Source organism: Mycobacterium marseillense (genome assembly GCF_010731675.1).
GTDB lineage: Bacteria > Actinomycetota > Actinomycetes > Mycobacteriales > Mycobacteriaceae > Mycobacterium > Mycobacterium marseillense.
On sequence record NZ_AP022584.1, the window covers coordinates 2,730,906 to 2,754,740 of the forward strand.

Genomic DNA, 23,835 nt, shown 5'->3' on the forward strand with positions numbered 1-23,835 from the left:
CGGCGTGAGGAAACCCCGCGCTCAGACGTCGGAGGAGTAGCGGATCCCGCCGTCGGGAATCGACACACCGGGCCACACCCGGGCGCCGCGCAACAGTTCGCAGCGCGCGCCGATGTCGGCGCCGTCGCCGATCACCCCGTCGCGGATCAGCGCCCGCGGGCCGATGCGCGCGCCGAAGCCGATGATTGAGCGCTCGATCACGCTGCCGGCCTCGACCTTGGCGCCGTCGAAGATCACCGCGCCGTCCAGCCGGACGCCGGGCCCGATCTCGGCGCCCCGCCCCACCACGGTGCCGCCGATCAGCACCGCGCCCGGCGACACCGCCGCGCCGTCGTGCACCAGCTGCTCGCCGCGGTGGCCGTGTAAGGCGGGCGACGGCGCGATGCCGCGCACCAGGTCCGCCGACCCCCGGACGAAGTCTTCCGGGGTGCCCATGTCGCGCCAATAGCTGGCGTCGACGTAGCCGCACACCTTGACACCGGGATCGGACAGCAGCGCGGGGAACACCTCGCGCTCCACCGAAACCTCACGGCCGCGCGGGATCCGGTCGATCACGTCGCGGGCGAACACGTAGCAGCCGGCGTTGATCTGGTCGGTCGGCGGATCCTGCGTCTTCTCCAGGAAGGCGGTGACGCGGCCGTCCTCGGTGGTCACGCAGCCAAACGCCCGGGGGTCGCCGACCCGGACCAGGTGCAGGGTGAGGTCGGATTCCTGGGCGCGGTGAAAGTCGAGCATCTGGCCCAGGTCGGCGCCGGAGAGGACGTCGCCGTTGAACACCATCGCGGTGTCATGCCGCAGGTGGCCCACGACGTTGGCGATGCCGCCGCCGGTGCCCAGCGGGCTCTCCTCGGTGACGTATTCGATCTGCAGGCCCAGCTTGGAACCGTCGCCGAACTCCGCCTCGAAGACGGCGGCCCGATACGACGTGCTCAAGATGACGTGCTCGAGGCCCGCGGCGGCGACCCGCGACAACAGATGGGTGAGGAACGGCAACCCGGCGGTGGGCAGCATGGGCTTGGGCGCCGACAGCGTCAACGGCCGCAGCCGGGTGCCCTTACCGCCGACCAGGATCACGACGTCGACTTGTGGAGTTCCCACCTCAGTGTCGCCCTTCTACCAGTCTCGCCCGGCCCGACGCGCGCACCGCGCTGCGCACCATCAGGCGGGAACGTACCGCCAATGACGCGCGCAGCGCCCAGCGCAGCGGCGCGCGCAACCGACCGGCATGCCGGTCGGCCAGAAACATATACGTGCTCTTGTGATGGGCGGCCAGGTGGCTGGCCGGGTCCCCGCCCGTGGAGTGGCCCTTGTGGTGCAGGACTTCGGCCGAGGGCACGTAGACGGAAAGCCAGCCGGCCTTGCCGAGGCGGTCGCCGAGGTCGACGTCCTCCATGTACATGAAGTAGCGCTCATCAAATCCGCCGACCCGCTCGAATGCCGACCGGCGCACCAGCAGGCACGATCCCGACAGCCAGCCCACCGGACGCTCGCTGGGCTCCAGCCGCTCCTGGCGGTACGCCGCCGACCACGGGTTGGTCTTCCAGAACGGCCCGACGACCGCGTGCATGCCACCGCGGATCAGGCTGGGCAGGTGCCGCGCCGACGGATACACCGACCCGTCGGGGTCGCGGACCAGCGGGCCCAGGGCACCGGCGCGCGGCCAGCGCGACGCGGCGTCCAGCAGGGCGTCGATGCTGCCCGGTCCCCACTGCACGTCCGGGTTGGCCACGATCACCCAGTCGTCCTCGCGGTCCAGTTGCGCGACGGCGCGATTCACCGCGGTGCCGTAGCCGAGGTTGGCCCCGGTGTGAAACAGCCGCACGTTGGGATAGCGGTCGACGGCCGCCTGCGGCGTGCCGTCGGTGGAGCCGTTGTCGGCCAGCAGCACGCACACCTCCCGCTCCGTGGCCAGCGACAGCGAGGCCAGGAAGCGCTCCAGGTGCGGGCCCGGCGAGTAGGTCACCGTCACGACCGGCAGAACGTCAGTCACGCGTAGAGGGTAACGGTCGATCGGCCGCGGCCAGGGCGGCGACAAGCGCGGGGCGCCAGGGCCTTAGGGGCCGCAGCCCGGCCGCCGCCGACTGACCGCCCGACAGCGCGGAGTAGGCCGGCCGCGGCGCCGGCCGGGGGAAGTGGTCCGTGCTGACCGGGCGCACCCGCGCGGGGTCGGCGCCACATTCCTCGAAGACGGCGCGAGCCTGCTCGAACCGCGAGACCGCGCCCTCGTTGGCGGCGTGCAGGATCGGGCCGGGCACGCGATCGTCGACGATCTGCAGCAGCGCTTCGGCCAGGTCGCCGACGTAGGTCGGGGACCCGGTCTGGTCGTCGACCACGTCCACCGGGCCGTCCCCGGCGGCGAGCCGGCGCATGACGGCGACGAAGTCCTTGCCGGCGCCGCCGGTGTAGACCCAGGCGGTGCGCACGACGACCGCCTCGGGCAGCGCGGCCAGGACGGCCTGCTCCCCCGCGGCCTTGCTGCGCGCATACACGCCCTGCGGCGCGGTCTGATCGCTGGGCTCGTACGGCCGCGGGGCCGCGCCACCGAAGTCGCCGTTGAAGACGTAGTCGGTGGAGACGTGGATCAGCTGGGCGCCGGCGCGCGCGCAAGCCCGCGCCAGATGCCCGGGACCGGCCTCGTTGACGGCGAAGGCGCCCGCCTCGTCGGTCTCGGCGCCGTCGACGTTGGTGTAGGCCGCGCAGTTGATCACCACGTCACCGCGCTGCACGATCCGTTCGGCCGCCGCGGGGTCGGTGATGTCCCACTGCGACGACGAATGTGCCAGGACCTCCCGGCCCTGACCTGCCGCCAGCGAGCTCAAATAGCCGCCGAGCTGTCCACCGGCCCCGGTGATCACGATCCTGCCTGACATGGTTCGAGTTTGGCATGGCCGAAAAAAGTCCCAGAATTCGCGGGGCCGCGCGGGCCACGCCGCCGTCGGCTACCCGTGAAGCTGATGTGTCGCAAGTAATGTAGTGGGATGCCTGTGCAACGTGTGGTTCGTGTGATTGCCACCGTGCTGACGCTCGCGGTCGTCGTCGGCACCGGGATCGCGTGGAGCAATGTCCGGTCCTTCGAAGACGGCATCTTTCACATGTCGGCGCCCTCGCTGGGCAAGGGCGGCGACGACGGCGCGATCGACATCCTGCTGGTCGGCCTGGACAGCCGCACCGACGCGCACGGCAACCCGCTGTCCCAGGAGGAGCTGGACACGCTGCGGGCCGGCGACGAGGAAGCCACCAACACCGACACGATCATCCTGATCCGGATCCCCAACAACGGGAAGTCGGCGACCGCGATCTCGATCCCGCGCGACTCCTACGTCGCCGCCCCCGGCCTCGGCAAGACCAAGATCAACGGCGTCTACGGCCAGACCCGGGAAGCCAAGCGCGCCAGCCTGGTCCGGGCCGGCGACGCCGCCGCGGACGCGGCCGCCCAGGGCACCGAGGCCGGCCGCGAGGCGCTGATCAAGACCGTCGCCGACCTCACCGGCGTCACCGTCGACCACTACGCCGAGATCGGCCTGCTCGGCTTCTCGCTGATCACCGACGCCCTCGGCGGCGTCGACGTCTGCCTCAAAGAGCCGGTCTTCGAACCGCTTTCGGGCGCCGACTTCCCGGCGGGCCCGCAACGGCTCAGCGGCCCCGAGGCCCTCAGCTTCGTGCGCCAGCGCCACGAACTGCCGCGCGGGGACCTGGACCGGGTGGTGCGCCAGCAGGTGGTGATGGCCTCGCTCGCCCACCGGGTCATCTCCAGCAAGACGCTGTCCAGCCCCACCACGGTGCGGCGCCTGGAAGCCGCGGTCCAGCGTTCGGTCGTGATCTCGGCCGGATGGGACGTGATGGATTTCGTGCAGCAGATGCAGAAGCTGGCCGGCGGCAACGTCGCGTTCGCCACCATCCCGGTGCTCGACGGCGCCGGCTGGAGCGACGACGGCATGCAGAGCGTGGTGCGGGTGGATCCGCACCAGGTGGCCGACTGGGTCGGTGGGCTGCTGCACGAGCAGGAAGAGGGCAAGACCGAGGAGATCGCCTACACGCCCGCGAAGACCACCGCCAGCGTCGTCAACGACACCGACATCAACGGCCTGGCCGCCGCCGTATCAGACGTGTTGAGCGCCAAGGGCTTTGCCACGGGATCGGTGGGCAACAACGATGGCGGGCACGTCAAGGCCAGCCAGGTCCGCGCCGCCAAGAGCGACGACATGGGGGCCAAGGAGGTCTCCAAGGAACTGGGCGGGTTGCCGGTGATCGCCGACACCTCGCTGGCGCCGGGCGCAGTGCGGGTGGTGCTGGCCAACGACTACAGCGGTCCGGGGTCGGGCCTGTCCGGCACCGAGTCGATCATGCCCGCCCGGGTCTCCACCGCCGGCGCGGTCGCCACCAACCCCAACCTTCCCCCGCCGTCGCCGATCCTGACCGCCGGCTCCGACAAACCGGAGTGCATAAACTAACGACCCGTGCAACAACCGAGCACGCTGAGCGGGGCCATCCTCGATCCGATGCTGCGGGCCGACCCGGTCGGCCCGCGGATCACGTACTACGACGACGCCACCGGCGAGCGCATCGAGCTGTCCGCGGTGACGCTGGCGAACTGGGCCGCCAAGACGGGCAACCTGTTGCGCGACGAACTGGGGGCCGGGCCGAACAGCCGCGTCGCAATCCTGCTGCCCGCGCACTGGCAGACGGCGGCGGTGCTGTTCGGGGTGTGGTGGATCGGCGCCGAGGCGACACTGACCGGGGCGGCGGACGTCGCGCTGTGCACGGCCGAGCGCCTCGACGAGGCCGACGACGCGGTCGCGGGGGGCGAGGTCGCGGTGCTGTCGCTGGACGCGTTCGGCCGCCCGGCGCCCGACCTGCCGATCGGTGTGACCGACTACGCGACCGCGGTGCGGGTGCACGGCGACCAGATCGTCCCCGAGCCGCGCCCGGGTCCGGCGCTGGACGGGCGCTCGGTCGACGAGCTGCTGGCGGACTGTCAAAACTCCGCGGCGGCAAGGGGTTTGACGTCGGGCGACCGGGTGCTCTCCGATAAGCCGTGGACCGAACCCGCCGGCCTGGTGGATCACCTGCTGGCGATCTTGGCCGCCGGCGCCTCGCTGGTGCAGGTGGCCCACGCCGACCCCGCCGCCCAGGCGCGACGGATCGAGACGGAAAAAGTCACCCGGGTGCTGTGAGGCCGCCGCCGGCGAGCGCGCGCCGCCCGGCGACACGCCGGGGCTGGCGTGCATCTGCGCTCTCGCCGGGCCGGACCCGTCGCCTCGGGGCGGCCGCCCCTCCGCCCGATTCATATTGATATCGCAATATTTCGATGTTAACGTCGAGCGAGCATGGGCTACAGCTGAGACGACGAGGAAGGTTGCGGCAATGGCGGTGTACGGGCTCTTGGCGAAGGCGGCGGGAACGGTGGTCACCGGGCTGGTCGGCGTGACGGCCTACGAGGTGGCGCGCAAGGCCGTGGCCAAGGCGCCGCTGCACGAGACCGCGGTGAAGGGCGCCGAGCTCGGATTGCGTGGCACCCGCAAGGCCGAGGAGGCCGCCGAATCGGCACGGCTCAAGCTCGCCGACGTCATGGCCGAGGCCCGCGAACGCATCGGCGAGGAGGCGCCCACCCCGTCGATCGCCGACACCCACGACCACGAGCACTGATCGCCGCTATGGACCTGGCCCTAGTCCCCGACATTGCGGACGAGGCGCGGGCGAAAGACCCCGCCCCGCAGGTGATCTCCGATGCCGCCGGACGGATGCGGGTCGCGGTCGGTTGGGTGCGCGCCGATTCGCGGCGCGCCGTGGCCGTCGAGGAGGCCGTCGCCAAATGTGAGGGCGTGCGCGTGGTGCACGCCTACCCGCGCACCGGGTCGGTGGTGGTCTGGTACTCGCCCCGCCGCTGCGACCGGTCCGCGGTGCTGGCGGCCATCGGCGACGCGGCCCACGTCGCCGCCGAACTGATCCCGGCGCGCGCGCCGCATTCGTCGGAGATCCGCAACGCCGACGTGCTGCGCATGGTGATCGGCGGCGCGGCGCTGGCCCTGCTCGGGGTGCGCCGCTACGTGTTCGCGCGCCCGCCGCTGCTCGGCCCCAGCGGCCGGCTGTTCGCCACCGGCGTCACCGTCTTCACCGGCTACCCCTTCCTGCGCGGCGCGCTGCGCTCGTTGCGCTCCGGGCGGGCCGGCACCGACGCGCTGGTCTCCGCGGCGACCGTCGCGAGCCTGGTGCTGCGGGAGAACGTGGTCGCGCTGACCGTGCTGTGGCTGCTCAACATCGGCGAGTACCTGCAGGACCTGACCCTGCGACGCACCCGCCGGGCCATCTCGGAGCTGTTGCGCGGCAGCCAGGACACGGCGTGGCTCCGGCTCGATGACGGCAACGAAGTCCAGGTGCCCATCGACACCGTGCAGATCGGCGACGAGGTGGTGGTGCACGACCACGTCGCGATCCCGGTCGACGGCGAGGTGGTCGACGGCGAGGCGGTGGTCAACCAGTCCGCGATCACCGGGGAGAACCTGCCCGTCAGCATCGTGGCCGGCATGCACGTGCACGCCGGTTCGGTGGTGGTGCGCGGGCGGCTGGTGGTGCGGGCCAGCGCCGTGGGCAATCAGACCACCATCGGGCGCATCATCACCCGGGTCGAAGAGGCGCAGCACGACCGGGCACCGATCCAGACCATCGGCGAAAACTTCTCCCGCCGTTTCGTTCCCACCTCGTTCATCGTCTCGGCCATCACGCTGGTGATCACCGGCGACGTGCGCCGGGCGATGACGATGCTGCTGATCGCCTGCCCGTGCGCGGTGGGTTTGGCGACCCCGACGGCGATCAGCGCCGCGATCGGCAACGGCGCGCGCCGCGGGATCTTGATCAAGGGCGGTTCGCACCTCGAGCAGGCCGGCCGGGTGGACGCGATCGTGTTCGACAAGACCGGCACGCTCACCGTCGGACGGCCGGTCGTCACCAATATCATTGCGCTGCACAAGGACTGGCAGCCCGAGCAGGTGCTGGCCTACGCGGCCAGCTCGGAGATCCACTCGCGCCACCCGCTGGCCGAGGCGGTGATCCGCTCCACCGAGGAGCGCCACATCACCATCCCGCCGCATGAGGAGTGCGAGGTGCTGGTCGGGCTGGGCATGCGGACCTGGGCCGACGGCCGGACTTTGCTGCTGGGCAGCCCCGGGCTGCTGCGCTCGGAAAAGGTCAGGGTGTCCAAGAAGGCGTCGGATTGGGTGGACAGGCTGCGACGCCAGGCCGAGACGCCGCTGCTGCTGGCGGTCGACGGCACGCTGGTGGGGTTGATCAGCCTGCGCGACGAGGTGCGGCCGGAGGCCGCCGGGGTGCTGACGAAGCTGCGCACCAACGGCATTCGCCGGATCGTGATGCTCACCGGAGATCACCCGGACATCGCCGAGGTGGTGGCGGGCGAACTCGGGATCGACGAGTGGCGCGCCGAGGTGATGCCGGAGGACAAACTCGCGGCGGTGCGCGAACTGCAGGACGAGGGCTACATCGTCGGCATGGTCGGCGACGGCATCAACGACGCGCCCGCGCTGGCGGCCGCCGACATCGGCATCGCGATGGGGCTGGCCGGAACCGACGTCGCCGTGGAGACCGCCGACGTGGCGCTGGCCAATGACGACCTGCACCGCCTGCTCGACGTGCGGGACCTGGGGGCCCGCGCCGTCGACGTCATCCGGCAGAACTATGGCATGTCCATCGCCGTCAACGCCGCCGGGCTGATCATCGGCGCGGGCGGCGCGCTGTCCCCGGTGCTGGCCGCGATCCTGCACAACGCGTCGTCGGTGGCGGTGGTGGCCAACAGCTCCCGGCTGATCCGCTACCGGTTGGATGCGCCGCGCGAGACTGCGACTGAGCTGTAACGCTCAGCAGCCGCACTGCTCGCCGCGCCAGGCGCGCACGCCCTGCCACACGGCGATACCGGCGATCGCAAGCCCCACCGCGGGGTCGACCCACCATGCGCTCGACCACAGCGCCGTCGCGGCAAGGCCGATCAGCACCCCGGCGGCCTGGGCGCCGCAGAGGTAATTCTGGATCCCCTCGGCCGCGGTGGCACCCGAGTCCAACCGCGCGCCCAGCCGGTGGTTGGCGCGGCCCAGCACCGGCATGAGCAGCAGCGCGAGGGCGGCCAGGGCGATGCCGATCACCGATGTCTCGGCGCGGTGTTCACCGGCCAGCTCGCGGAGGGATTCGGCGGCGATGTAGGGGGCGGTCAGCCAGAACGACACCGCGACGCCGCGTTGGGCGCGCCGCTCGGCGTTCGGGGAGAAGGTGCGCGCGCCGCTGAACCGCCACACCACCATGGCGCTGGCCAGCGCCTCCGACGCCCCACCGAGCGCCCACCCGGTCAGGGCTACCGAGCCGACCGAGAGTCCCTGCCACAGCCCGACGGCGCCCTCGACGAGCACCACGGCCAGGCTGAACCATGCCAGCCGCCGCGCCCACGCCGCGCCGCGCCGCCAGCCGGCGTCGTGCGCGGCGGTGCATTCCCGCGCGACGGCAGCCGAAGTGGTCATTGGGCCAGGCTAGCGAGCGCGCAGCGGAGGCAGGACCACGACACCCGGCCGTGATCGATCTGTGTCGCGCCGCCGACCCTGCCGGGCCCGGGCCGTGCGTCGCCGTCCCACGTTGGTAGTTATTGTGGCTAACCAGTAGACCCGAAGGGATTTCCGCGATGGCGCGCACCGACGACGACACCTGGGACCTGGCGACCAGCGTGGGCGCAACCGCCACCATGGTGGCCGCGGGACGGGCCCGCGCCACCCGGGACGGGCTGATCGACGACCGGTTCGCCGAGCCGCTGGTGCGCGCGGTCGGTGTCGACTTCATGACCCGGTGGGCCGCCGGTGAATTCGACTCCGACGACGTCGACGAGCCCGGTGCGGCGTGGGGCATGCAGCGCATGACCGACATGCTGGCCGCCCGCACCCGCTACATCGACGCGTTCTTCGCCGAGGCGGGCGCCGCGAACATCCACCAGGTGGTCCTCCTGGCGTCGGGTCTGGATGCGCGCGCCTACCGGCTGCCCTGGGCCGCGGGCACCACGGTGTTCGAGATCGACCAGCCGCAGGTCCTCGAATTCAAGGCCGCCACCATCGCCGAGCTCGGCGCCCGGCCGACCGCCGAGGTGCGCGCCGTCCCGGTCGACCTGCGCCACGACTGGCCGTCGGCGCTGCGCCAGGCCGGCTTCGACACCGGGCGGCCCGCCGCCTGGGCCGCCGAGGGCCTGATCGGCTTCCTGCCGCCCGACGCTCAGGACCGGTTGCTGGACAACATCACCGCGTTGTCCGCCGACGGCAGCCAGTTGGTGGCCGAGGTGTTCGCGAACACGGGCACCAGCGGGGACGCGCTGAACGCGGCGAGCGAGAAGTGGCGGCGCAACGGCCTCGACATCGCCCTGGGGGATCTGGGCTTTCCCGGGCCGCGCAACGACGTGGCGACCTACCTGCAGCACAAGGGCTGGCAGCCGGTGCGCACCCCGCTGAATCAGCTGCTGGCCAACACGGGGCTGCCGCTGCAATCGACGGACCCCGAGGCGCCCTTCGCCCAGAACTACTACTGCACCGCGGTGCGCAACGCGGCGCGTTAAGGGAAGGCGGAAACCGTGCCAAACAGCAAGCCACCCAAGCCGCTTGACGGATTCCGGGTACTCGACTTCACCCAGAACATCGCCGGGCCGATGGCCGGCCAGGTGCTGGCCGACCTGGGAGCCGAGGTCATCAAGGTCGAGGCGCCCGTCGGTGAGGCGGCCCGCCACATCACCGCGGTGCTACCCGGCCGCCCGCCGCTGGCCACCCTGTTCCTGCCCCACAACCGGGGCAAGAAGTCGGTGATGGCGGACCTGCGCAGCGACGAGGCCAAGCAGCAGATCATGGGGCTGGTCGACACCGCCGACGTTGTGTTGGAAGGGTTTCGGCCCGGCGTGATGGAACGCATGGGCCTGGGACCCGACGAGCTGCAGGCCCGCAACCCCAAACTCATCTACGCGCGCCTGTCCGCCTACGGCGGCAACGGTCCGCAGGGCAGCCGGCCCGGCGTGGACCTGATGGTCGCCGCCGAATCGGGCATGACCACCGGGATGCCCACGCCCAGCGGCAAACCCCAGATCATTCCGTTCCAGCTCGTCGACGCCGCCAGCGGCCACGTGCTGGCGCAGGCGGTGCTGGCAGCGCTGCTCAACCGCGAGCGCCACGGGGTGGCCGACGTCGTGCGCGTCGCGATGTACGACGTCGCGGTCAGCCTGCAGGCCAGCCAGCTGACCATCCACCTGAACAAGCCGAACGCCGAAGCCAAGCCTGCGGATTCGGCGCCAAAACCCAAGCGGCGCAAGGGTGTCGGGTTCGCCACCCAGCCCTCGGACGCCTTCAAGGCCGCCGACGGCTACCTGGTCATCAGCGCGTACGTGCCCAAGCACTGGGACAAGCTGTGCGAGATCATCGGCCGCCCCGACATGCGCGACGACGAACGGTTCATCGACCAGCGCGCCCGGGCGCTCAACTATCCGGAGCTGACCGAGGAACTCGAGAAGGCGCTGGCCGCCAAGACCGCCGACGAATGGGTCCGGCTGCTGCAGGAGGGTGGCCTGATGGCCTGCCACGCCTACACCTGGAAGCAGGTGGTCGGCACCGAGCTGTTCGCGGAGAACGAGCTCGCCCTGCCGGTCGGCGAGGGCGAGGACGCCGTCACCGTGATCCGCACCCCGGCGCGGTATTCGAGCTTCGACGCTGACGCCACCGACCCTCCCCCGGCCCTCGGGCAGCACACCGAAAAGTACCTGGACGCACCGCAACCCGCGTCGTGAGCCTTATGGCGTCAGCTTGACCACCCGGTCGTTGCCGCGGTCGGCGACGTAGACGTTGCGGTCCTTGTCGACCGCCACCGCCAAGGGCGTGTTGAGTCCGTTGAACGGCAGGACGGTCGGCGCGTTCGAGCCCGCCGGGAACTTGAGCACGTCGCTCTTGTCGTGCTCGGTGACGTAGACCGTGCCGCTGTTGTCCACCGCGATGCCCCACGGCACGGAGATGTTTTGAAAAGGCAACTCCGCCTGGGTGTTCGAATTGGCGTCGAGCTTGACGATCCTGTTGTTGTCGGTGTCTGCGACGTACACGGTGCCCGCGGCGTCGACGGCGACACCGTCGGGGTTCTTCAGTCCGCTGAACGGCAACTCGGTCTGGGTCTTGGAACCCGCCGCCAGCTTCACCACCCTGCTGTTGCCGCGGTCGGCGACGTACACCGCGCCCTGGCTGTCGACCGCGACACCCTCGGGATAGCTCAGACCGTCGAACGGCAGCACCTTCTGGTCGTTGGAGCCCGCGGCCAGGCTGACCACCCGGTTGTTGAAGTCGGCGACGTACACCGTGCCCGCCCCGTCCACGGCCAGGCCCTGCGGCTGGTAGAGCCCGTGGAACGGCAGCACCGTGGTGGCGTTCGAGCCGGCCGTCAGCTTGACCACCCGCCCGTACATGCCCTCGCTGGTGACGTAGACATCCCCGGCGCTGTCCAGCGCCACCCCGCCCGGGGAGAGACGGAAGTCAATCCCGTTGAAGGGCAACACGCTTTGTCCGGACGCCTCCGGTGCCGGGCCCGAGGACCGCGTGGACAGGTAACCGGCGACCGCCACGATGAACGCGACGAGGGCGACGAGCGCGATGGCGCCGACGATGATCCACTGCTTGCGTTTGGGGTCCATGGGCACAGGGGGCCTCCTGAAGTCCGGCTCTGACCCGTAGGTGTGGCCGAATGTCGTTGGGGCGGAGCGGATCAGCGACGGGTTCTGGCCGGTGTGCTCGGGCCACCCGGTGCCGCCCGTGCGCGGGGCAACCGGACCCGCCATGGTCTCGGCGCCGGGCCAGGACTGCGGCTGGTGCGGCGGGCGCTGGGCCGATGCGTCTGCGTGCTGGGCCGCGTTTTCCCCCTCGCGCAGAATCGTGGTGGCCTTGTGCTGCTCGGACGTGGTCAGCGCGTCATGGGCGGCGGCGGCGAATTCGCCCGCGGTGCGGTAGCGCTCCCCGGGGTGTTTTGCCATGCCCTTGGCGATCACCTGATCCAGGGCGGGCGGGAAGGCGCCGGGACGCAATTGGCTGGGCGGCGGGGCCGTCTTCGTCAGATGCGCGGCGACCAGCCGTTCGATCGTGTCAGCCCGGTATGGCGGCGTGCCGGTCAGACACTCGCTCAACACACATGCGAGCGAATAGATGTCGACGCTGTGGGTGACCTCGTCGTCGGTGAATCGCTCCGGGGCCATGTAGTAATACGTTCCGATCGCGGTCCCGACCTGGGTCAGCCCCGGATCGGTCGCGGCGCGCGCGATGCCGAAATCCGCCAGGTAGGCGAAGTCGCTGCCGGTGATCAGGATGTTGCCCGGGGTGACATCGCGGTGCGTCACCCCGGCGGCGTGCGCGGCGTCGAGTGCGGCGGCGACCTGGCGGATGATGGCGATCGCCCGCGGCGCGGCCATCGGCCCGTCGCGGTGCAACAGCGTGCCCAGATCGACGCCGTCGACCAGGCGCATTTCCACGAAGAAGCGCCCGTCGATCTCGCCGTAGTCGTGGATCGGCACCACATGCGGTTCGGTCAGCCGTCCAGCGATATCGGCCTCGCGCTGCAGGCGCGCACGGAACTCCGGGTTACCGGTGAACTGCTGCGAGATCAGTTTGAGGGCCACCATGCGCCGCTTGCGGCTGTCCTCGGCCTCGTACACCTCACCCATGCCGCCCTGACGCAGAAGTCGCACCAGCCGATAGGGGCCGAACCAGGACCCGACGCGCGCGGCCGGCCCGCTATCGCTCACCGTCGAGCCTCCTTCGTTCGTCCTTCACGTCGTCAGGAAATCGCATTGACCGCGCTTGACAGCTTCGCCGTGAAGGAGCTGGGCAGCGGGATGGAACCGTACTGGTCCAGACCCTCCTGGCCCGGCCCGATCGCGGCCTGCATGAAGGCCTTCACGGCGGCCCCGGTCGCCGTGTCGGGGTACTTCGAGCAGACGATCTCATACGTCGCCAGCACGATCGGATACGCGCCGGACTGCGTGGGCTTGTAGAACGACGAGGTGTCGAGCACCAGGTCGTTGCCCTGCCCCTTGAAGGTCGCCCCGGCGATCGTCTTCTCGACGGAGTCCTTGGTGATCGGCACCGCGTCCGGGCCCGCCGAGGTGATGATCGACGCCATGTTGAGCTGCTTGCCCACCGCGAAAGACCACTCGTTGTAGGTGATCGACCCCTCGGTGTTCTGCAGCAGCGCCGACGTGCCGTTGTTGCCGCTGGCGCCCTGGCCGACGCCGCCGTTGAACACCTCGCTGCCGCCCTTGCCCCAGGCGCCGTCCGACGCGCCGTCGAGGTACTTCTGAAAGTTGGCGGTGGTGCCGGATTTGTCGCTGCGGAAGATGACCGTGATGGGCGTCGACGGCAGGCTGAGGCCGGAATTGACGGCCTTCAGCGCCGGATCGTCCCACTTGGTGATGGTGCCGTTGAAGATCTTCGCGACGGTGGGCCCGTCCAGTTTCAGCCCGCTCACCCCGGACAGGTGATAGGTGACCGCGATCGGCCCGAACACCGTGGGCAAATCCCACGCCGGCGAACCGCACCGCTGCGCGGCCCGGTCGTTTTGACCGGTGGACGGGTCCAGCGGGACATCGGAACCGGCGAGATCGGTTTGGTTGTTGAGGAATTCAGTCACGCCGGCGCCCGAGCCGTTGGCGTCGTAATCGAGCGTGTAACCCGGGCAGGCCCGGACGTAGGCGTAGACGAACTGCTCGATCGCGTTCTGCTGCGCGGTCGAGCCGCTGTCTTTGAGGACCTTCTTACCGCCGCAATCCACCGGCGCCGACTTGGCATTCGATCCCGACGACGAGTTGTTGTCGCCGCATCCCGCCAGCGCGAGGGCGGCGGTGGCCACCAGGCTCAGTGCGACGCCAGATCGAGCGAACCTCACGAAACTCCTCTTCGATCGTCAACAAAAGTTAACCAATCGCGAATATACAAACCCTTGACAAAGAATAAGAGGTTAATGGCCGGTGACCGCGCGCCGGGCGCAAACACGTAGCATCGGTTGTCAATGCGTCGCGAACAACAGCTACCGGCCGCAGTTGCGGCACCTGTCGCCGATGATGGTGGCCAGCCCATGCGCGCGGTCGACCTCACTCTCGGCTTCGGCCCCAAAACCGTCCTCGAACAGGTCAGCCTCGACTTCCCCGCCCGCTCCGTCACCACCCTGCTCGGCCCGACCGGCTCGGGCAAGACCACCTTCCTGCGCACCCTGAACCGGATGAACGACAAGGTTTCCGGATTCCGGCACAGCGGCGACGTCCTGCTGGGCGGGCGCACCATCTTCGCCGACCGCGACCTGATGGAGTTTCGCCGCAGCGTGGGCATGTTGTTCCAGCGTCCCAACCCGTTCCCGATGTCGATCATGGACAACGTGGTGGCCGGCGTGCGCGCGCACAAAATGGCGCCGCGCAAGCAATTCAAGAATGTCGCCGAGGCCCGGCTGACCGAGGTCGGCCTCTGGGACGCGGTCAAGGATCGGCTCGGCGACTCCCCGTTCCGGCTCTCCGGTGGCCAGCAGCAGTTGTTGTGCCTGGCCCGCGCGCTCGCCGTCAACCCCGACGTGCTGCTGCTCGACGAGCCCACCTCGTCGCTGGACCCGACCACCACCGAGAAGATCGAGGGGCTCATCCGATCACTCGCCGACCGCCTGACCGTGATCATGGTCACCCACGATCTCGCGCAGGCCGCCCGCACCGGCGACCGGACCGCCTTCTTCTTCGAGGGCAGGCTGGTCGAGGAGGGGCCGACCAAGCAGTTGTTCCTGTCGCCCAAGCACGAGGAGACCGTCCGCTACTTCGCCCCGTTCCGGCCGGCACAGGGCTCGGATCAGGGCTCCTCGCACGCGGCCGGGGTCTCGGAAAGCGTCTCAGAAAGCCAATAGCGGGAAAGGGTCTCGCCGGGGAAGAGGAAGCGAGGACGTGAAGAGTCGTCTGGGTACGCTGCTGGGTCTGGTGGCCATTGGGCCCCCGGCCCTGGGGATCGCGGCGTGCGGTTCGCACGCCGAGACCGCCGGGCGTGGTGCGTCGAGCACCGGGCCGGCCTCCGGCAGCGTCGCCACCGCCCCGGCGACGTCCAGGATGGAGCTCTCGGAAACCGGCAGCACGCTGCTCTACCCGTTGTTCAGCGAGTGGGGCGCTGCCTACCGCGCGAAGTACCCGAACGTGACCATCACCACCCAGGGCAGCGGCTCGGGCGCCGGGATCTCCCAGGCCGCGGCAGGGGCGGTGGTCATCGGCGCCTCCGACGCCTACCTGTCCGCGGGCGACATGGCCGCGCACAAGGGGCTGATGAACATCGCGCTGGCCATCTCGGCCCAGCAGGTCAACTACAACCTGCCCGGCGTGCATCAGCACCTCAAGCTCAACGGCAAGGTGCTGTCCGGCATGTACCGGGGCGCGATCAAGACCTGGAACGATCCCCAGATCGCCGGTATCAACCCCGGCCTGCAGCTCCCCGACACCCCGGTGGTGCCGCTGCACCGCTCCGACGGGTCCGGCAGCACGTTTCAGTTCACCCAGTACCTGTCCAAGCAGGACCCCGACGGCTGGGGCCACTCGCCCGGCTTCGGCACCACCGTCGCCTTCCCGGCGGTGCCCGGTGCGCTGGGCGAGAACGGCGACGGTGCCATGGTGACCGGGTGCGCCGCGAACCCCGGCTGCGTGGCCTACACCAGCATCGGCTCGCTCGACGAGGCCGACGAGCACGGCCTCGGCGAGGCCAAGCTGGGCAACGCCGCCGGCAAATACCTGCTGCCCACGGCGAAGACCATCCAGGCCGCGGGCGCCGGCTTCGCCTCGAAAACCCCGGCGAATCAGGCGGTCTCGCTGATCAACGGCCCGGCGGTGGACGGGTACCCGATCGTCAACTACGAGTACGCGATCGTCAACGACAACCAGCGCGATGATGCCACCGCCCAGACGCTGCAGGCGTTCCTGCACTGGGCGATCACCGAGGGCAACGGCCCTTCGTTTTTGGACAAGGTTCACTTCCAGCCGCTACCGGCCGAGGTGGTCAAGTTGTCGGATGCCCAGATCGCCAAGATCAGCGGATGAGCACCGAAGCTCAAAGGGACGCAAGGGATCTAAAGGAAAGAGAAAGGGAGAAGACCGTGAAAGTTCGTATGAGTAGGTTGCTGGCGGCGGCCGCGACCGCACCATTGGTGTTGGCCGCGGCTGCGTGTGGTTCGAACTCGCAGAACGGCGCGCCGAGTCAGGGCGGTGGCGCCGGCGGCCCGGTCGCGACGACGCCGGCATCATCGCCGGTGACGTTGGCCGAGACCGGCAGCACGCTGCTGTACCCGCTGTTCAACCTGTGGGGCCCCGCCTACCACGACAAGTACTCGAACGTCACGATCACCACCCAGGGCACCGGCTCCGGGACCGGAATCTCCCAGGCCGCGGCCGGGGCCGTCGAAATCGGTGCCTCCGACGCCTACCTGTCCGAGGGCGATATGGCCGCGCACAAGGGATTGATGAACATCGCGCTGGCCATTTCCGCGCAGCAGATCAACTACAACCTGCCCGGCGTCACCGAGCACGTCAAGCTCAACGGCAAGGTGCTGGCCGGCATGTACAACGGCTCCGTCAAGACCTGGAACGACCCGCAGATCACCGGGCTGAACCCCGGCGTGAATCTGCCGCCCACGCCGGTGGTTCCGCTGCACCGCTCCGACGGCTCCGGTGACACCTTCCTGTTCACCCAGTACCTGTCCAAGCAGGACCCCGACGGCTGGGGCAAGTCGCCCGGCTTCGGCACCACCGTCGCCTTCCCGACGGTGCCCGGCGCGCTCGGCGAAAACGGCAACGGCGGCATGGTGACCGGCTGCGCGGACACCCCGGGCTGCGTGGCCTACATCGGCATCAGCTTCCTCGACCAGGCCCAGCAGAAGGGGCTCGGCGAGGCTCAGCTGGCCAACGCCTCCGACAAGTACCTGCTGCCCGACGCCAAGAGCATCCAGGCCGCGGCCGCGGGCTTCGCCTCGAAAACCCCGGCGAACCAGGCGATCTCGCTGATCAACGGCCCGGCGCCGGACGGCTACCCGATCGTCAACTACGAGTACGCCATCGTCAACAGCGGCCAGAAGGACGCGGCCACCGCCCAGAGCCTGCAGGCGTTCCTGCACTGGGCGATCGGCGACGGCAACAACGCCTCGTTCCTGGACAAGGTTCACTTCCAGCCGCTGCCAGCCGACGTGGCGAAGCTGTCGGACGCCCAGATCGCGAAAATCAGCGGCCAGTAGGGGTTAGGTGACCGACTTCACGATGGGCGGCGCGCTGCAGCGGATCCGCGGCGCGCGCCGCCCGGGCCTGGCCATCCGGTCCCTGGGTGCGGTGGGCGCGGTGGTTCCGCTGCTCGCGCTCGTGTTCGTGCTCGCGACGCTGCTTCTCGAGGCGCTGCCCGCGATCAGGGTCAACGGGCTGCACTTTTTCACCGCCACCGAGTGGAATCCCGGCAACACCTATGGCGACGCCGTCGTCACCCGCGGCGTCCGGCATCCCGTCGGCGCCTACTACGGGGCGTTACCGCTGATCGTGGGCACCCTGGCGACCTCGGCGATCGCCCTGGTGATCGGGGTGCCGGTGTCGATCGGGGCGGCGCTGGTGATCGTGGAGCGGTTGCCGAAGCGTCTCGCGTCGGCCATCGGGATGGTGCTGGAATTGCTCGCCGGCATCCCCAGCGTCATCGTCGGTCTTTGGGGCGCAATGACATTCGGGCCGTTCATCGCCCACTACGTGGCCCCGGTGATCGCCCGCAACGCCCCCGACGTGCCGGTGCTCAGCTACCTGCGCGGCAACACCGGAAACGGCGAGGGCCTGTTGGTGTCCGGACTGGTGCTGGCGGTGATGGTCATCCCCATCATCGCCAGCACCACCCGCGACCTGATCCGGCAGGTGCCGGTGCTGCCCCGCGAGGGCGCCGTCGCGCTCGGGATGACCGACTGGGAGTGCGCGCGGCGGGTCACCCTGCCGTGGGTGTCCAGCGGCATCGTCGGCGCCGTGGTGCTCGGCCTGGGCCGCGCGCTGGGCGAGACGATGGCCGTCGCCATGGTGTCGGGCGCGGTGCTGGGCGCGATACCCACCAACATCTACGCGACGATGACCACCATCGCGGCCACCGTTGTCTCGCAGCTGGATTCGGCGATGACCGACTTCACCGACTTCGCCGTGAAGACTCTCGCCGAGGTCTCCCTGGTGTTGATGCTGATCACGTTGCTCACCAACGTCGCGGCCCGCGCGATGGTGCGCCGGGTATCGGGCACCGCGCTGCCGGTGGGACGAGGTGTCTGACATGGTCGGTACCCGACGCAAGGTCGTCAACGCGCTGTTCTGGGTCGCCTGCGTGTGCTGCCTGGCGGTGGTGGTCGTGCCGACGCTGTGGATGCTGTTCGAAGTCATCGGGCGCGCGTTGCCCGTGTTCACCTGGAGCGTGCTGGTGACCGACACCCGCGGCAACGGCGGCGGCCTGCGCAACGCCATCATCGGCACCGTGGTCATCGGCGTCGGCGTCATGCTGGTCGGGGGCACCGTCAGTGTGCTGACCGGGATCTATCTCTCCGAATTCGCCCGCGGCAGAACGCGTTCCATCCTGCGGGGCGCCTACGAGATCTTGTCCGGCATCCCATCGATCGTGCTCGGCTACGTCGGCTACCTGGCGCTGGTGGTGAAGTTCGGATGGGGGTTCTCCCTGGCGGCCGGGGTGCTGACGCTCTCGGCGATGAGCATCCCCTACATCGCCAAGGCCACCGAGTCCGCGCTGTCCCAGGTGCCCACGTCCTACCGGGAGGGGGCTGAGGCGCTCGGGCTGCCGCTCGGTTGGACGCTGCGCAAGATCGTGCTCAAGTCGGCGATCCCCGGCATCGTCACCGGGCTGCTGGTGGCGCTCGCGCTGGCGGTCGGCGAGACGGCGCCGATGCTGTACACCGCGGGCTGGTCGAACTCGGCCCCGAGCGGGAAGCTCACCGACTCACCGGTCGGCTACCTGACCTACCCGATCTGGACGTTCTACAACCTGCCGTCGAAGGCGGCCCGCGACCTGTCCTACGACGCGGCGTTCCTGCTGATCGTGTTCGTGTTGCTGCTGATCTTCCTCGGACGGCTGATCACCTGGTTCGCGCGACGGCACTCGGAATCCGCCTAGTCCGATTCGGTTGCCGCACAGCGTCGTTCAGCCGGTAGGCAGCCGCACCACCTGAACGAAGAATTCGTCGATCTGCCGGACCGCCTTCATGAACTGGTCCAGGTCAACGGGTTTGGTGACGTAGGCGTTGGCGTGCAGCTTGTAGCTCTTGAGGATGTCCTCCTCGGCCGAGGAGGTGGTGAGCACGACGACCGGGATCTGGGCCAGGTCGGGGTCAGACTTGATCTTCTCCAGCAGCTGGCGGCCGTCGTATTTGGGCAGGTTCAAATCCAGCAGGATCAGGTCGGGCCGCGGCGCGTCGGCGAACTCGCCGCGCCGGTAGAGGTAGTTGAGCCCCTCTTCCCCGTCGTGCGCGACGTGCAGCCTGTTCTTGAGCTTGTTGTGCTCGAACGCTTCTCGCGTGATGAGCTCGTCCCCCGGGTCGTCTTCGACCAACAGGATGTCGATCGCTCTGCCTTCGGGCGTTGTCACTGATGCGCTCCTTCCAAAGCGACTGGGTCCTCTTCCTCGGCGGGCATGGGCATGGGCAAGGTGAATTCGAATCGCGTCCCCTCGGTGTAGGACGTGTCGATCCGCACGGTGCCGCCGTGGTGCTCGACGATCTTCTTGACCAACGCAAGCCCGACGCCGGTGCCCGCGTACACCTCTCGGCCGTGCAGCCGCTGGAAGATGACGAAAACCTTGTCGGAGAATTCCTCCGGGATGCCGATGCCGTTGTCCGACACGCTGAGCAACCACTCGCCGTCGTGCGTGCCCTCGCCGGGTGCGCATTCGATGACGACGCGGGGCGCGCGATCCTTGTGCCGGAACTTGATCGCGTTGCCGATCAGGTTCTGCCACAGCATCGTCAGCAGTGTCGGATCGCCCACGATCTCCGGGAGCGGCTCGGCCGGCCGCACCACCTCGGCGTCGGTTTCCTCGATCGCGATGGCCAGGTTGGCCAGGCCCGCCTCGAGCGCCGCGTCGAGCTGCACCTCGGTCTCCGTGGTGCCCAGCCGCCCGACCCGGGAGAAGGTGAGCAGGTCGTTGATCAGCGCCTGCATGCGCTTGGCGCCGTCGACCGCGAACCCGATGTATTCGATGCCGCGTTCGTCGAGCTTGTCGCCGTACCGCTTCTCCAGCAGCTGGCAGAAGGAGGCCACCTTGCGTAGCGGTTCCTGCAGATCGTGGGAGGCGACATAGGCGAACTGCTCGAGTTCGGTGTTGGAGCGGCGTAATTCGGCGGTCTGCTCGTCGAGCAGGGTTTGGGCCGAACGGGACACGTCGAGCTCTTCGACCATGCGCTTGCGCATGTTCTCGACGTCGATGGCCATGTTGCGAATGTCCTTGGGACGCCTGGGCGCGGCGATGACTTCGTCGAAGTTGCCTTCGGTGATCCGGCGGCACGCCGCGGCCAGGTTCGCGATCGGCCGGGTGATCGCCGCGCGGCTCAGCAACCCCAGCAGCAGGGCCGCGCCCAAGACGATCAGCACCATCGCGCCCAGCACCCAGTCGCGCCAGCCGTTGATGTCGTTGAGCTCGTCGACGGCGCCGCTCGCCGCATTCGCCAGGTGTGTGTTCTGCGTGTCGAAAAGCACTCGCAGCCGGTCGAATTTGGCCTTACCGACGTCGGCCATCGAGGTACTGACGACGGTCGGAGCCTTCGGGGTCACGCTTGCGATCACCGGTTCGGCATAGCTGGTCCGCCAGTCCGCGGCAGTGGTTTCGACCGCGTCCAGGTCGGCCATCAGCTCCGCGCGCCCGCCCACCAGCCGCCGAATCTCGTCGGCGGCCGCCCGTTCGGCGCGCTGCCCGTCGTAATACGGCGCGAGGAATTGGCGGTCGGCGGAGATCAGGTAACCGCGCACGCCCGTTTCCTGGTCCCGCAGGGCCGCCTGCAGGTGGGTCGCCTCGACGCGCGCCGGCTGGATGTCCTCGCCCACCTGGCGCGACACCTGGTCGGTGCGATCCAGCAACACCCCGCCGACCACCGCGCCGAGGAGCACCGTCGCGCCCATGATCCACAGGACGAGGGCCAGCCACCCCCGCACGGTGAGCTGCTCGAGCCGAAGCGGCCGCGGTGCCGTCACGTGGTGGTCCTCTCGATTCGGAGCACGGCGATGTCGTCGGTGAGGCCCCCGCGCGGCTCCGCGAGTTCCTGGGCGCCGTCGATGAGCGCGTCGACGAACGCCGGGCCGGGTCGGTCAACGTGCGAGCGGGCCAGCTCCAGCAGGCCGTCCTCGCCGAGCCGCTCGCTTCCCTCCCCCGAATAGCCCTCGTAGAGACCGTCGGTCAGCAACAGCAGGCCGTGGCCGGCGGCCAGCTGAAGCTCGTGGCGCGGCCAGTCGCCGGCGTGCAGGCCCAGCGCCGGCCCGCCCGGGGGCTCGACCCACTCCACCGCGCCGCCCCCCTGCAGCAGCATCCCGGGATGCCCGGCGCGGATGACGCTCACCTGTGGGCGATCCGGGGAGATCTCGAGGCTCAGCACGGTCGCGAAGATGCCGGTGGCGGTGCGTTCCGAATACAGCACCCGCTCGAGCTGCCGCATCAGGTCGACGCCGTGCACTCCGGCGAAGGTGAGCGTGCGGAACGCGATCCGCAGCGCCGCGCCCAGGGCCGCCTCGTGCGGGCCGTGCCCGGCGACGTCGCCGATCAGGACGTGCACGATCCGGTCGGGCGTCTGGACGACGTCGTAGAAGTCGCCGCAGAGCAACGCGTCTTCACGGCTGGGCCGGTAGCGCGCGACGATGTCGACGCCCGGGTTGTCCAGCAGCAGCGGGGAGGGCAGCAGTCCGCGTTCGAGCAGCGCGTTCTCCCGGGCCCGCAGTTGGGTCGCGTGCAGGTCGGCGGCGATGAGCTCGGCGCGCTTGCGCTCGATCGCGTACAGCAGCGCGCGGCGCAGCATCTCCGGCTCGACCCGGCCCTTGACCAGGTAGTCCTGGGCGCCGGCGGCAACCGCGGAGGCCCCGAAGTACTCGTCGTTGAGCCCGGTCAGCACGACGATCGGGACGGTGGGGTCGAGCTTGGCGACGCGGTCCAGCGCGTCGATCCCGCTGGCGTCGGGCAGGTGCAGATCTAGCAGCACGCAATCGGGGCGGGCGGCTTCCAGCTCGCGTTCCGCGTCCGCCATCGACTTGGCCCACACCACCTTGATGTCGGTGGCCGCGTCGGTGATCAGATCTTCGACGAGCAATGCGTCGGCGCGGTCGTCCTCGACCAAAAGCAATGACAAGGATTGCCAACTCGCCGTCGGCGTGACCGGAGCACGCGCCGGTATCAATTCCCGGCCATCTGTGGACGGGTGTGGGAAGTCACGTTCTGCACTGCAAGACCCCCTGGCCGCGGTTCGACCATTGCTTCGGTGGCGGCGGTCGGACGGGAGAGTCGGTGACTGTTTACCGACCGTCGGCGTGGACTTCACGCGCCGTGGAGATCCTATGCGGTGCGGGCGGCGATTTCCCAACAGCCCTGAGGAACTCTCAGCGCAGCAGCGCCCGCGACATCACGACGCGCTGAATCTGGTTGGTGCCCTCGTAGATCTGGGTGATCTTGGCGTCGCGCATCATCCGCTCGACGGGGAAATCGATGGTGTAGCCGGCGCCGCCGAACAGTTGCACCGCGTCGGTGGTGACCTCCATCGCGACGTCGGAGGCCAGGCACTTCGACGCCGCGGAGATGAAGCCCAGATGGGATTCGCCGCGCTCGGCGCGGGCGGCGGCGTGGTAGACCATCAGCCGGGCGGACTCCACCTTCATCGCCATGTCGGCGAGCATGAACTGCACGCCCTGGTTGTCGCTGACCGGGCGGCCGAACTGCTTGCGGTCCTTGGTGTAGGCGATGGCGGCGTCCAGCGCGCCCTGGGCGATGCCGACGGCCTGCGCGCCGATGGTGGGCCGGGTGTGGTCCAGCGTCGCCAGCGCGGTCTTGAAGCCGGTGCCCGGCTCGCCGATGATCCGATCGCCGGGGATGCGGCAGTTCTCGAAGTACAGCTCGGTGGTCGGCGAACCCTTGATGCCGAGTTTCTTCTCCTTGGGCCCGACGCTGAATCCCTCGTCGTCCTTGTGCACCATGAACGACGAAATGCCGCCTGAGCCCTTGTCCGGATCGGTCACCGCCATCACCGTGTACCAGCTCGACTTGCCGCCGTTGGTGATCCAGCATTTGGCGCCGTTGAGGATCCAGTCGTCCCCGTCGGCCTTGGCCCGGGTCCGCATCGACCCGGCGTCGCTGCCGGCCTCGCGCTCGGAAAGCGCATAGGACGCCATCGCCGAGCCGTCCGCGATCGATGGCAGCACCTGCTTCTTGAGCTCGTCGGCGCCGCGCAGGATCAGCCCCATCGTGCCCAGCTTGTTGACCGCGGGGATCAGCGACGCCGACGCGTCGACGCGGGCGACCTCTTCGATCACGATGCACGCCGCCACCGAGTCAGCGCCCTGCCCGCCGTACTCCTCGGGCACGTGCACGGCGTTGAATCCCGAGGCGTTCAAGGCCTCCAGCGCCTCCTGGGGAAAGCGGGAATTCTCGTCGACGTCGGCGGCGTGCGGGGCGATTTCCTTTTCCGCCAGCGCGCGGATCGCCGCCCGCAATTCCAGGTGTTCCTCGGGCAACTGGAACAGATCAAAGGTCGGGTTTCCGGCCCATCCAGCCATCTTGAGCCTCCTACGCTCTCCTT

21 protein-coding genes are annotated in these 23,835 nt (G+C 69.5%); 11 read left to right on the plus strand and 10 right to left on the minus strand.

What is annotated here, in order from left to right; genetic code table 11:
- Positions 1-21: 21 nt before the first annotated feature.
- Genes manB through rfbD form a run of 3 tightly spaced genes read right to left on the minus strand, consistent with a single transcriptional unit; the run spans position 22 to position 2,870 of the window.
- Positions 22-1,098, minus strand: coding sequence for a mannose-1-phosphate guanylyltransferase (manB, locus tag G6N26_RS12355; protein WP_083017529.1), 1,077 nt, complete (start codon positions 1,096-1,098; stop codon positions 22-24).
- Between the two features lies 1 nt (position 1,099).
- The gene (locus G6N26_RS12360; RefSeq protein ID WP_083017527.1) at positions 1,100-1,990 is read right to left on the minus strand and encodes a glycosyltransferase family 2 protein; all 891 of its coding nucleotides are present in this window, start codon (positions 1,988-1,990) and stop codon (positions 1,100-1,102) included.
- Entirely contained in the window at positions 1,983-2,870 is an 888-nt protein-coding gene (gene rfbD, locus G6N26_RS12365) for a dTDP-4-dehydrorhamnose reductase (protein WP_083017525.1), read from the minus strand. The genes G6N26_RS12360 and rfbD overlap by 8 nt, the downstream gene beginning before the upstream one ends.
- Positions 2,871-2,978: 108 nt before the next feature.
- On the opposite strand from rfbD, the gene G6N26_RS12370 reads away from it, so the two are divergent.
- The 4 genes from G6N26_RS12370 (at position 2,979) to ctpC (ending at position 7,865) form a co-directional block, all read left to right on the plus strand.
- Positions 2,979-4,451, plus strand: coding sequence for an LCP family protein (locus tag G6N26_RS12370; protein WP_067168308.1), 1,473 nt, complete (start codon positions 2,979-2,981; stop codon positions 4,449-4,451).
- Between the two features lie 6 nt (positions 4,452-4,457).
- On the plus strand, positions 4,458-5,174 hold the full coding sequence (locus G6N26_RS12375) for a TIGR03089 family protein (RefSeq protein WP_194164297.1): 717 nt from the start codon (positions 4,458-4,460) through the stop codon (positions 5,172-5,174).
- A gap of 190 nt (positions 5,175-5,364) precedes the next feature.
- On the plus strand, positions 5,365-5,646 hold the full coding sequence (locus G6N26_RS12380; RefSeq protein ID WP_067168307.1) for a DUF1490 family protein: 282 nt from the start codon (positions 5,365-5,367) through the stop codon (positions 5,644-5,646).
- Between the two features lie 8 nt (positions 5,647-5,654).
- Positions 5,655-7,865: a manganese-exporting P-type ATPase CtpC gene (gene ctpC / locus G6N26_RS12385; RefSeq protein WP_083017523.1), complete on the plus strand. Its 2,211-nt coding sequence runs from the start codon at positions 5,655-5,657 to the stop codon at positions 7,863-7,865.
- Between the two features lie 3 nt (positions 7,866-7,868).
- On the opposite strand, the gene G6N26_RS12390 is transcribed toward ctpC, so the two are convergent.
- On the minus strand, positions 7,869-8,519 hold the full coding sequence (locus G6N26_RS12390; RefSeq protein WP_083017521.1) for a cation efflux transmembrane domain-containing protein: 651 nt from the start codon (positions 8,517-8,519) through the stop codon (positions 7,869-7,871).
- A gap of 158 nt (positions 8,520-8,677) precedes the next feature.
- On the opposite strand from G6N26_RS12390, the gene G6N26_RS12395 reads away from it, so the two are divergent.
- Entirely contained in the window at positions 8,678-9,592 is a 915-nt protein-coding gene (locus tag G6N26_RS12395) for a class I SAM-dependent methyltransferase (RefSeq protein WP_083017519.1), read from the plus strand.
- A gap of 15 nt (positions 9,593-9,607) precedes the next feature.
- Positions 9,608-10,804, plus strand: coding sequence for a CoA transferase (locus G6N26_RS12400; protein ID WP_083017517.1), 1,197 nt, complete (start codon positions 9,608-9,610; stop codon positions 10,802-10,804).
- Between the two features lie 3 nt (positions 10,805-10,807).
- Here G6N26_RS12400 and G6N26_RS12405 read toward each other — a convergent pair whose 3' ends face one another.
- Together G6N26_RS12405 and pstS (G6N26_RS12410) are read right to left on the minus strand one after the other, a co-directional pair.
- Positions 10,808-12,793, minus strand: coding sequence for a serine/threonine-protein kinase PknD (locus tag G6N26_RS12405; RefSeq protein WP_145013608.1), 1,986 nt, complete (start codon positions 12,791-12,793; stop codon positions 10,808-10,810).
- 32 nt (positions 12,794-12,825) lie between these two features.
- Entirely contained in the window at positions 12,826-13,932 is a 1,107-nt protein-coding gene (gene pstS / locus G6N26_RS12410) for a phosphate ABC transporter substrate-binding protein PstS (protein ID WP_067165982.1), read from the minus strand.
- A 189-nt stretch (positions 13,933-14,121) separates the two neighbouring features.
- On the opposite strand from pstS (G6N26_RS12410), the gene G6N26_RS12415 reads away from it, so the two are divergent.
- From G6N26_RS12415 to pstA, 5 genes are all read left to right on the plus strand, one after another.
- A complete protein-coding gene (locus G6N26_RS12415; RefSeq protein ID WP_083017513.1) occupies positions 14,122-14,928 on the plus strand; it encodes an ATP-binding cassette domain-containing protein in 807 nt (268 codons plus the stop codon).
- A 37-nt stretch (positions 14,929-14,965) separates the two neighbouring features.
- Positions 14,966-16,099, plus strand: coding sequence for a phosphate ABC transporter substrate-binding protein PstS (pstS, locus tag G6N26_RS12420; protein WP_083017511.1), 1,134 nt, complete (start codon positions 14,966-14,968; stop codon positions 16,097-16,099).
- Positions 16,100-16,167: 68 nt separating this feature from the next.
- Positions 16,168-17,286: a phosphate ABC transporter substrate-binding protein PstS gene (gene pstS / locus G6N26_RS12425; protein WP_083017509.1), complete on the plus strand. Its 1,119-nt coding sequence runs from the start codon at positions 16,168-16,170 to the stop codon at positions 17,284-17,286.
- 22 nt (positions 17,287-17,308) lie between these two features.
- Positions 17,309-18,334 (plus strand): phosphate ABC transporter permease subunit PstC, encoded by a 1,026-nt coding sequence (gene pstC, locus G6N26_RS12430; RefSeq protein ID WP_067166102.1) that lies wholly within the window; start codon positions 17,309-17,311, stop codon positions 18,332-18,334.
- A gap of 1 nt (position 18,335) precedes the next feature.
- Positions 18,336-19,184 carry a phosphate ABC transporter permease PstA gene (gene pstA, locus G6N26_RS12435; RefSeq protein ID WP_083017507.1) on the plus strand — a complete coding sequence of 283 codons (849 nt, stop codon included), beginning with the start codon at positions 18,336-18,338 and terminating at the stop codon, positions 19,182-19,184.
- Between the two features lie 27 nt (positions 19,185-19,211).
- Here the strand turns inward: pstA and G6N26_RS12440 are convergent, their stop codons facing one another.
- From G6N26_RS12440 to G6N26_RS12455, 4 genes are all read right to left on the minus strand, one after another.
- Positions 19,212-19,655: a response regulator gene (locus G6N26_RS12440; RefSeq protein ID WP_067166000.1), complete on the minus strand. Its 444-nt coding sequence runs from the start codon at positions 19,653-19,655 to the stop codon at positions 19,212-19,214.
- Positions 19,652-21,253: a sensor histidine kinase gene (locus G6N26_RS12445; protein WP_067166006.1), complete on the minus strand. Its 1,602-nt coding sequence runs from the start codon at positions 21,251-21,253 to the stop codon at positions 19,652-19,654. The genes G6N26_RS12440 and G6N26_RS12445 overlap by 4 nt, the downstream gene beginning before the upstream one ends.
- Positions 21,250-22,395: a PP2C family protein-serine/threonine phosphatase gene (locus tag G6N26_RS12450; protein ID WP_095577716.1), complete on the minus strand. Its 1,146-nt coding sequence runs from the start codon at positions 22,393-22,395 to the stop codon at positions 21,250-21,252. The genes G6N26_RS12445 and G6N26_RS12450 overlap by 4 nt, the downstream gene beginning before the upstream one ends.
- Before the next feature lie 247 nt (positions 22,396-22,642).
- The gene (locus tag G6N26_RS12455; RefSeq protein WP_067166013.1) at positions 22,643-23,812 is read right to left on the minus strand and encodes an acyl-CoA dehydrogenase; all 1,170 of its coding nucleotides are present in this window, start codon (positions 23,810-23,812) and stop codon (positions 22,643-22,645) included.
- Between the last annotated feature and the right edge of the window lie 23 nt (positions 23,813-23,835).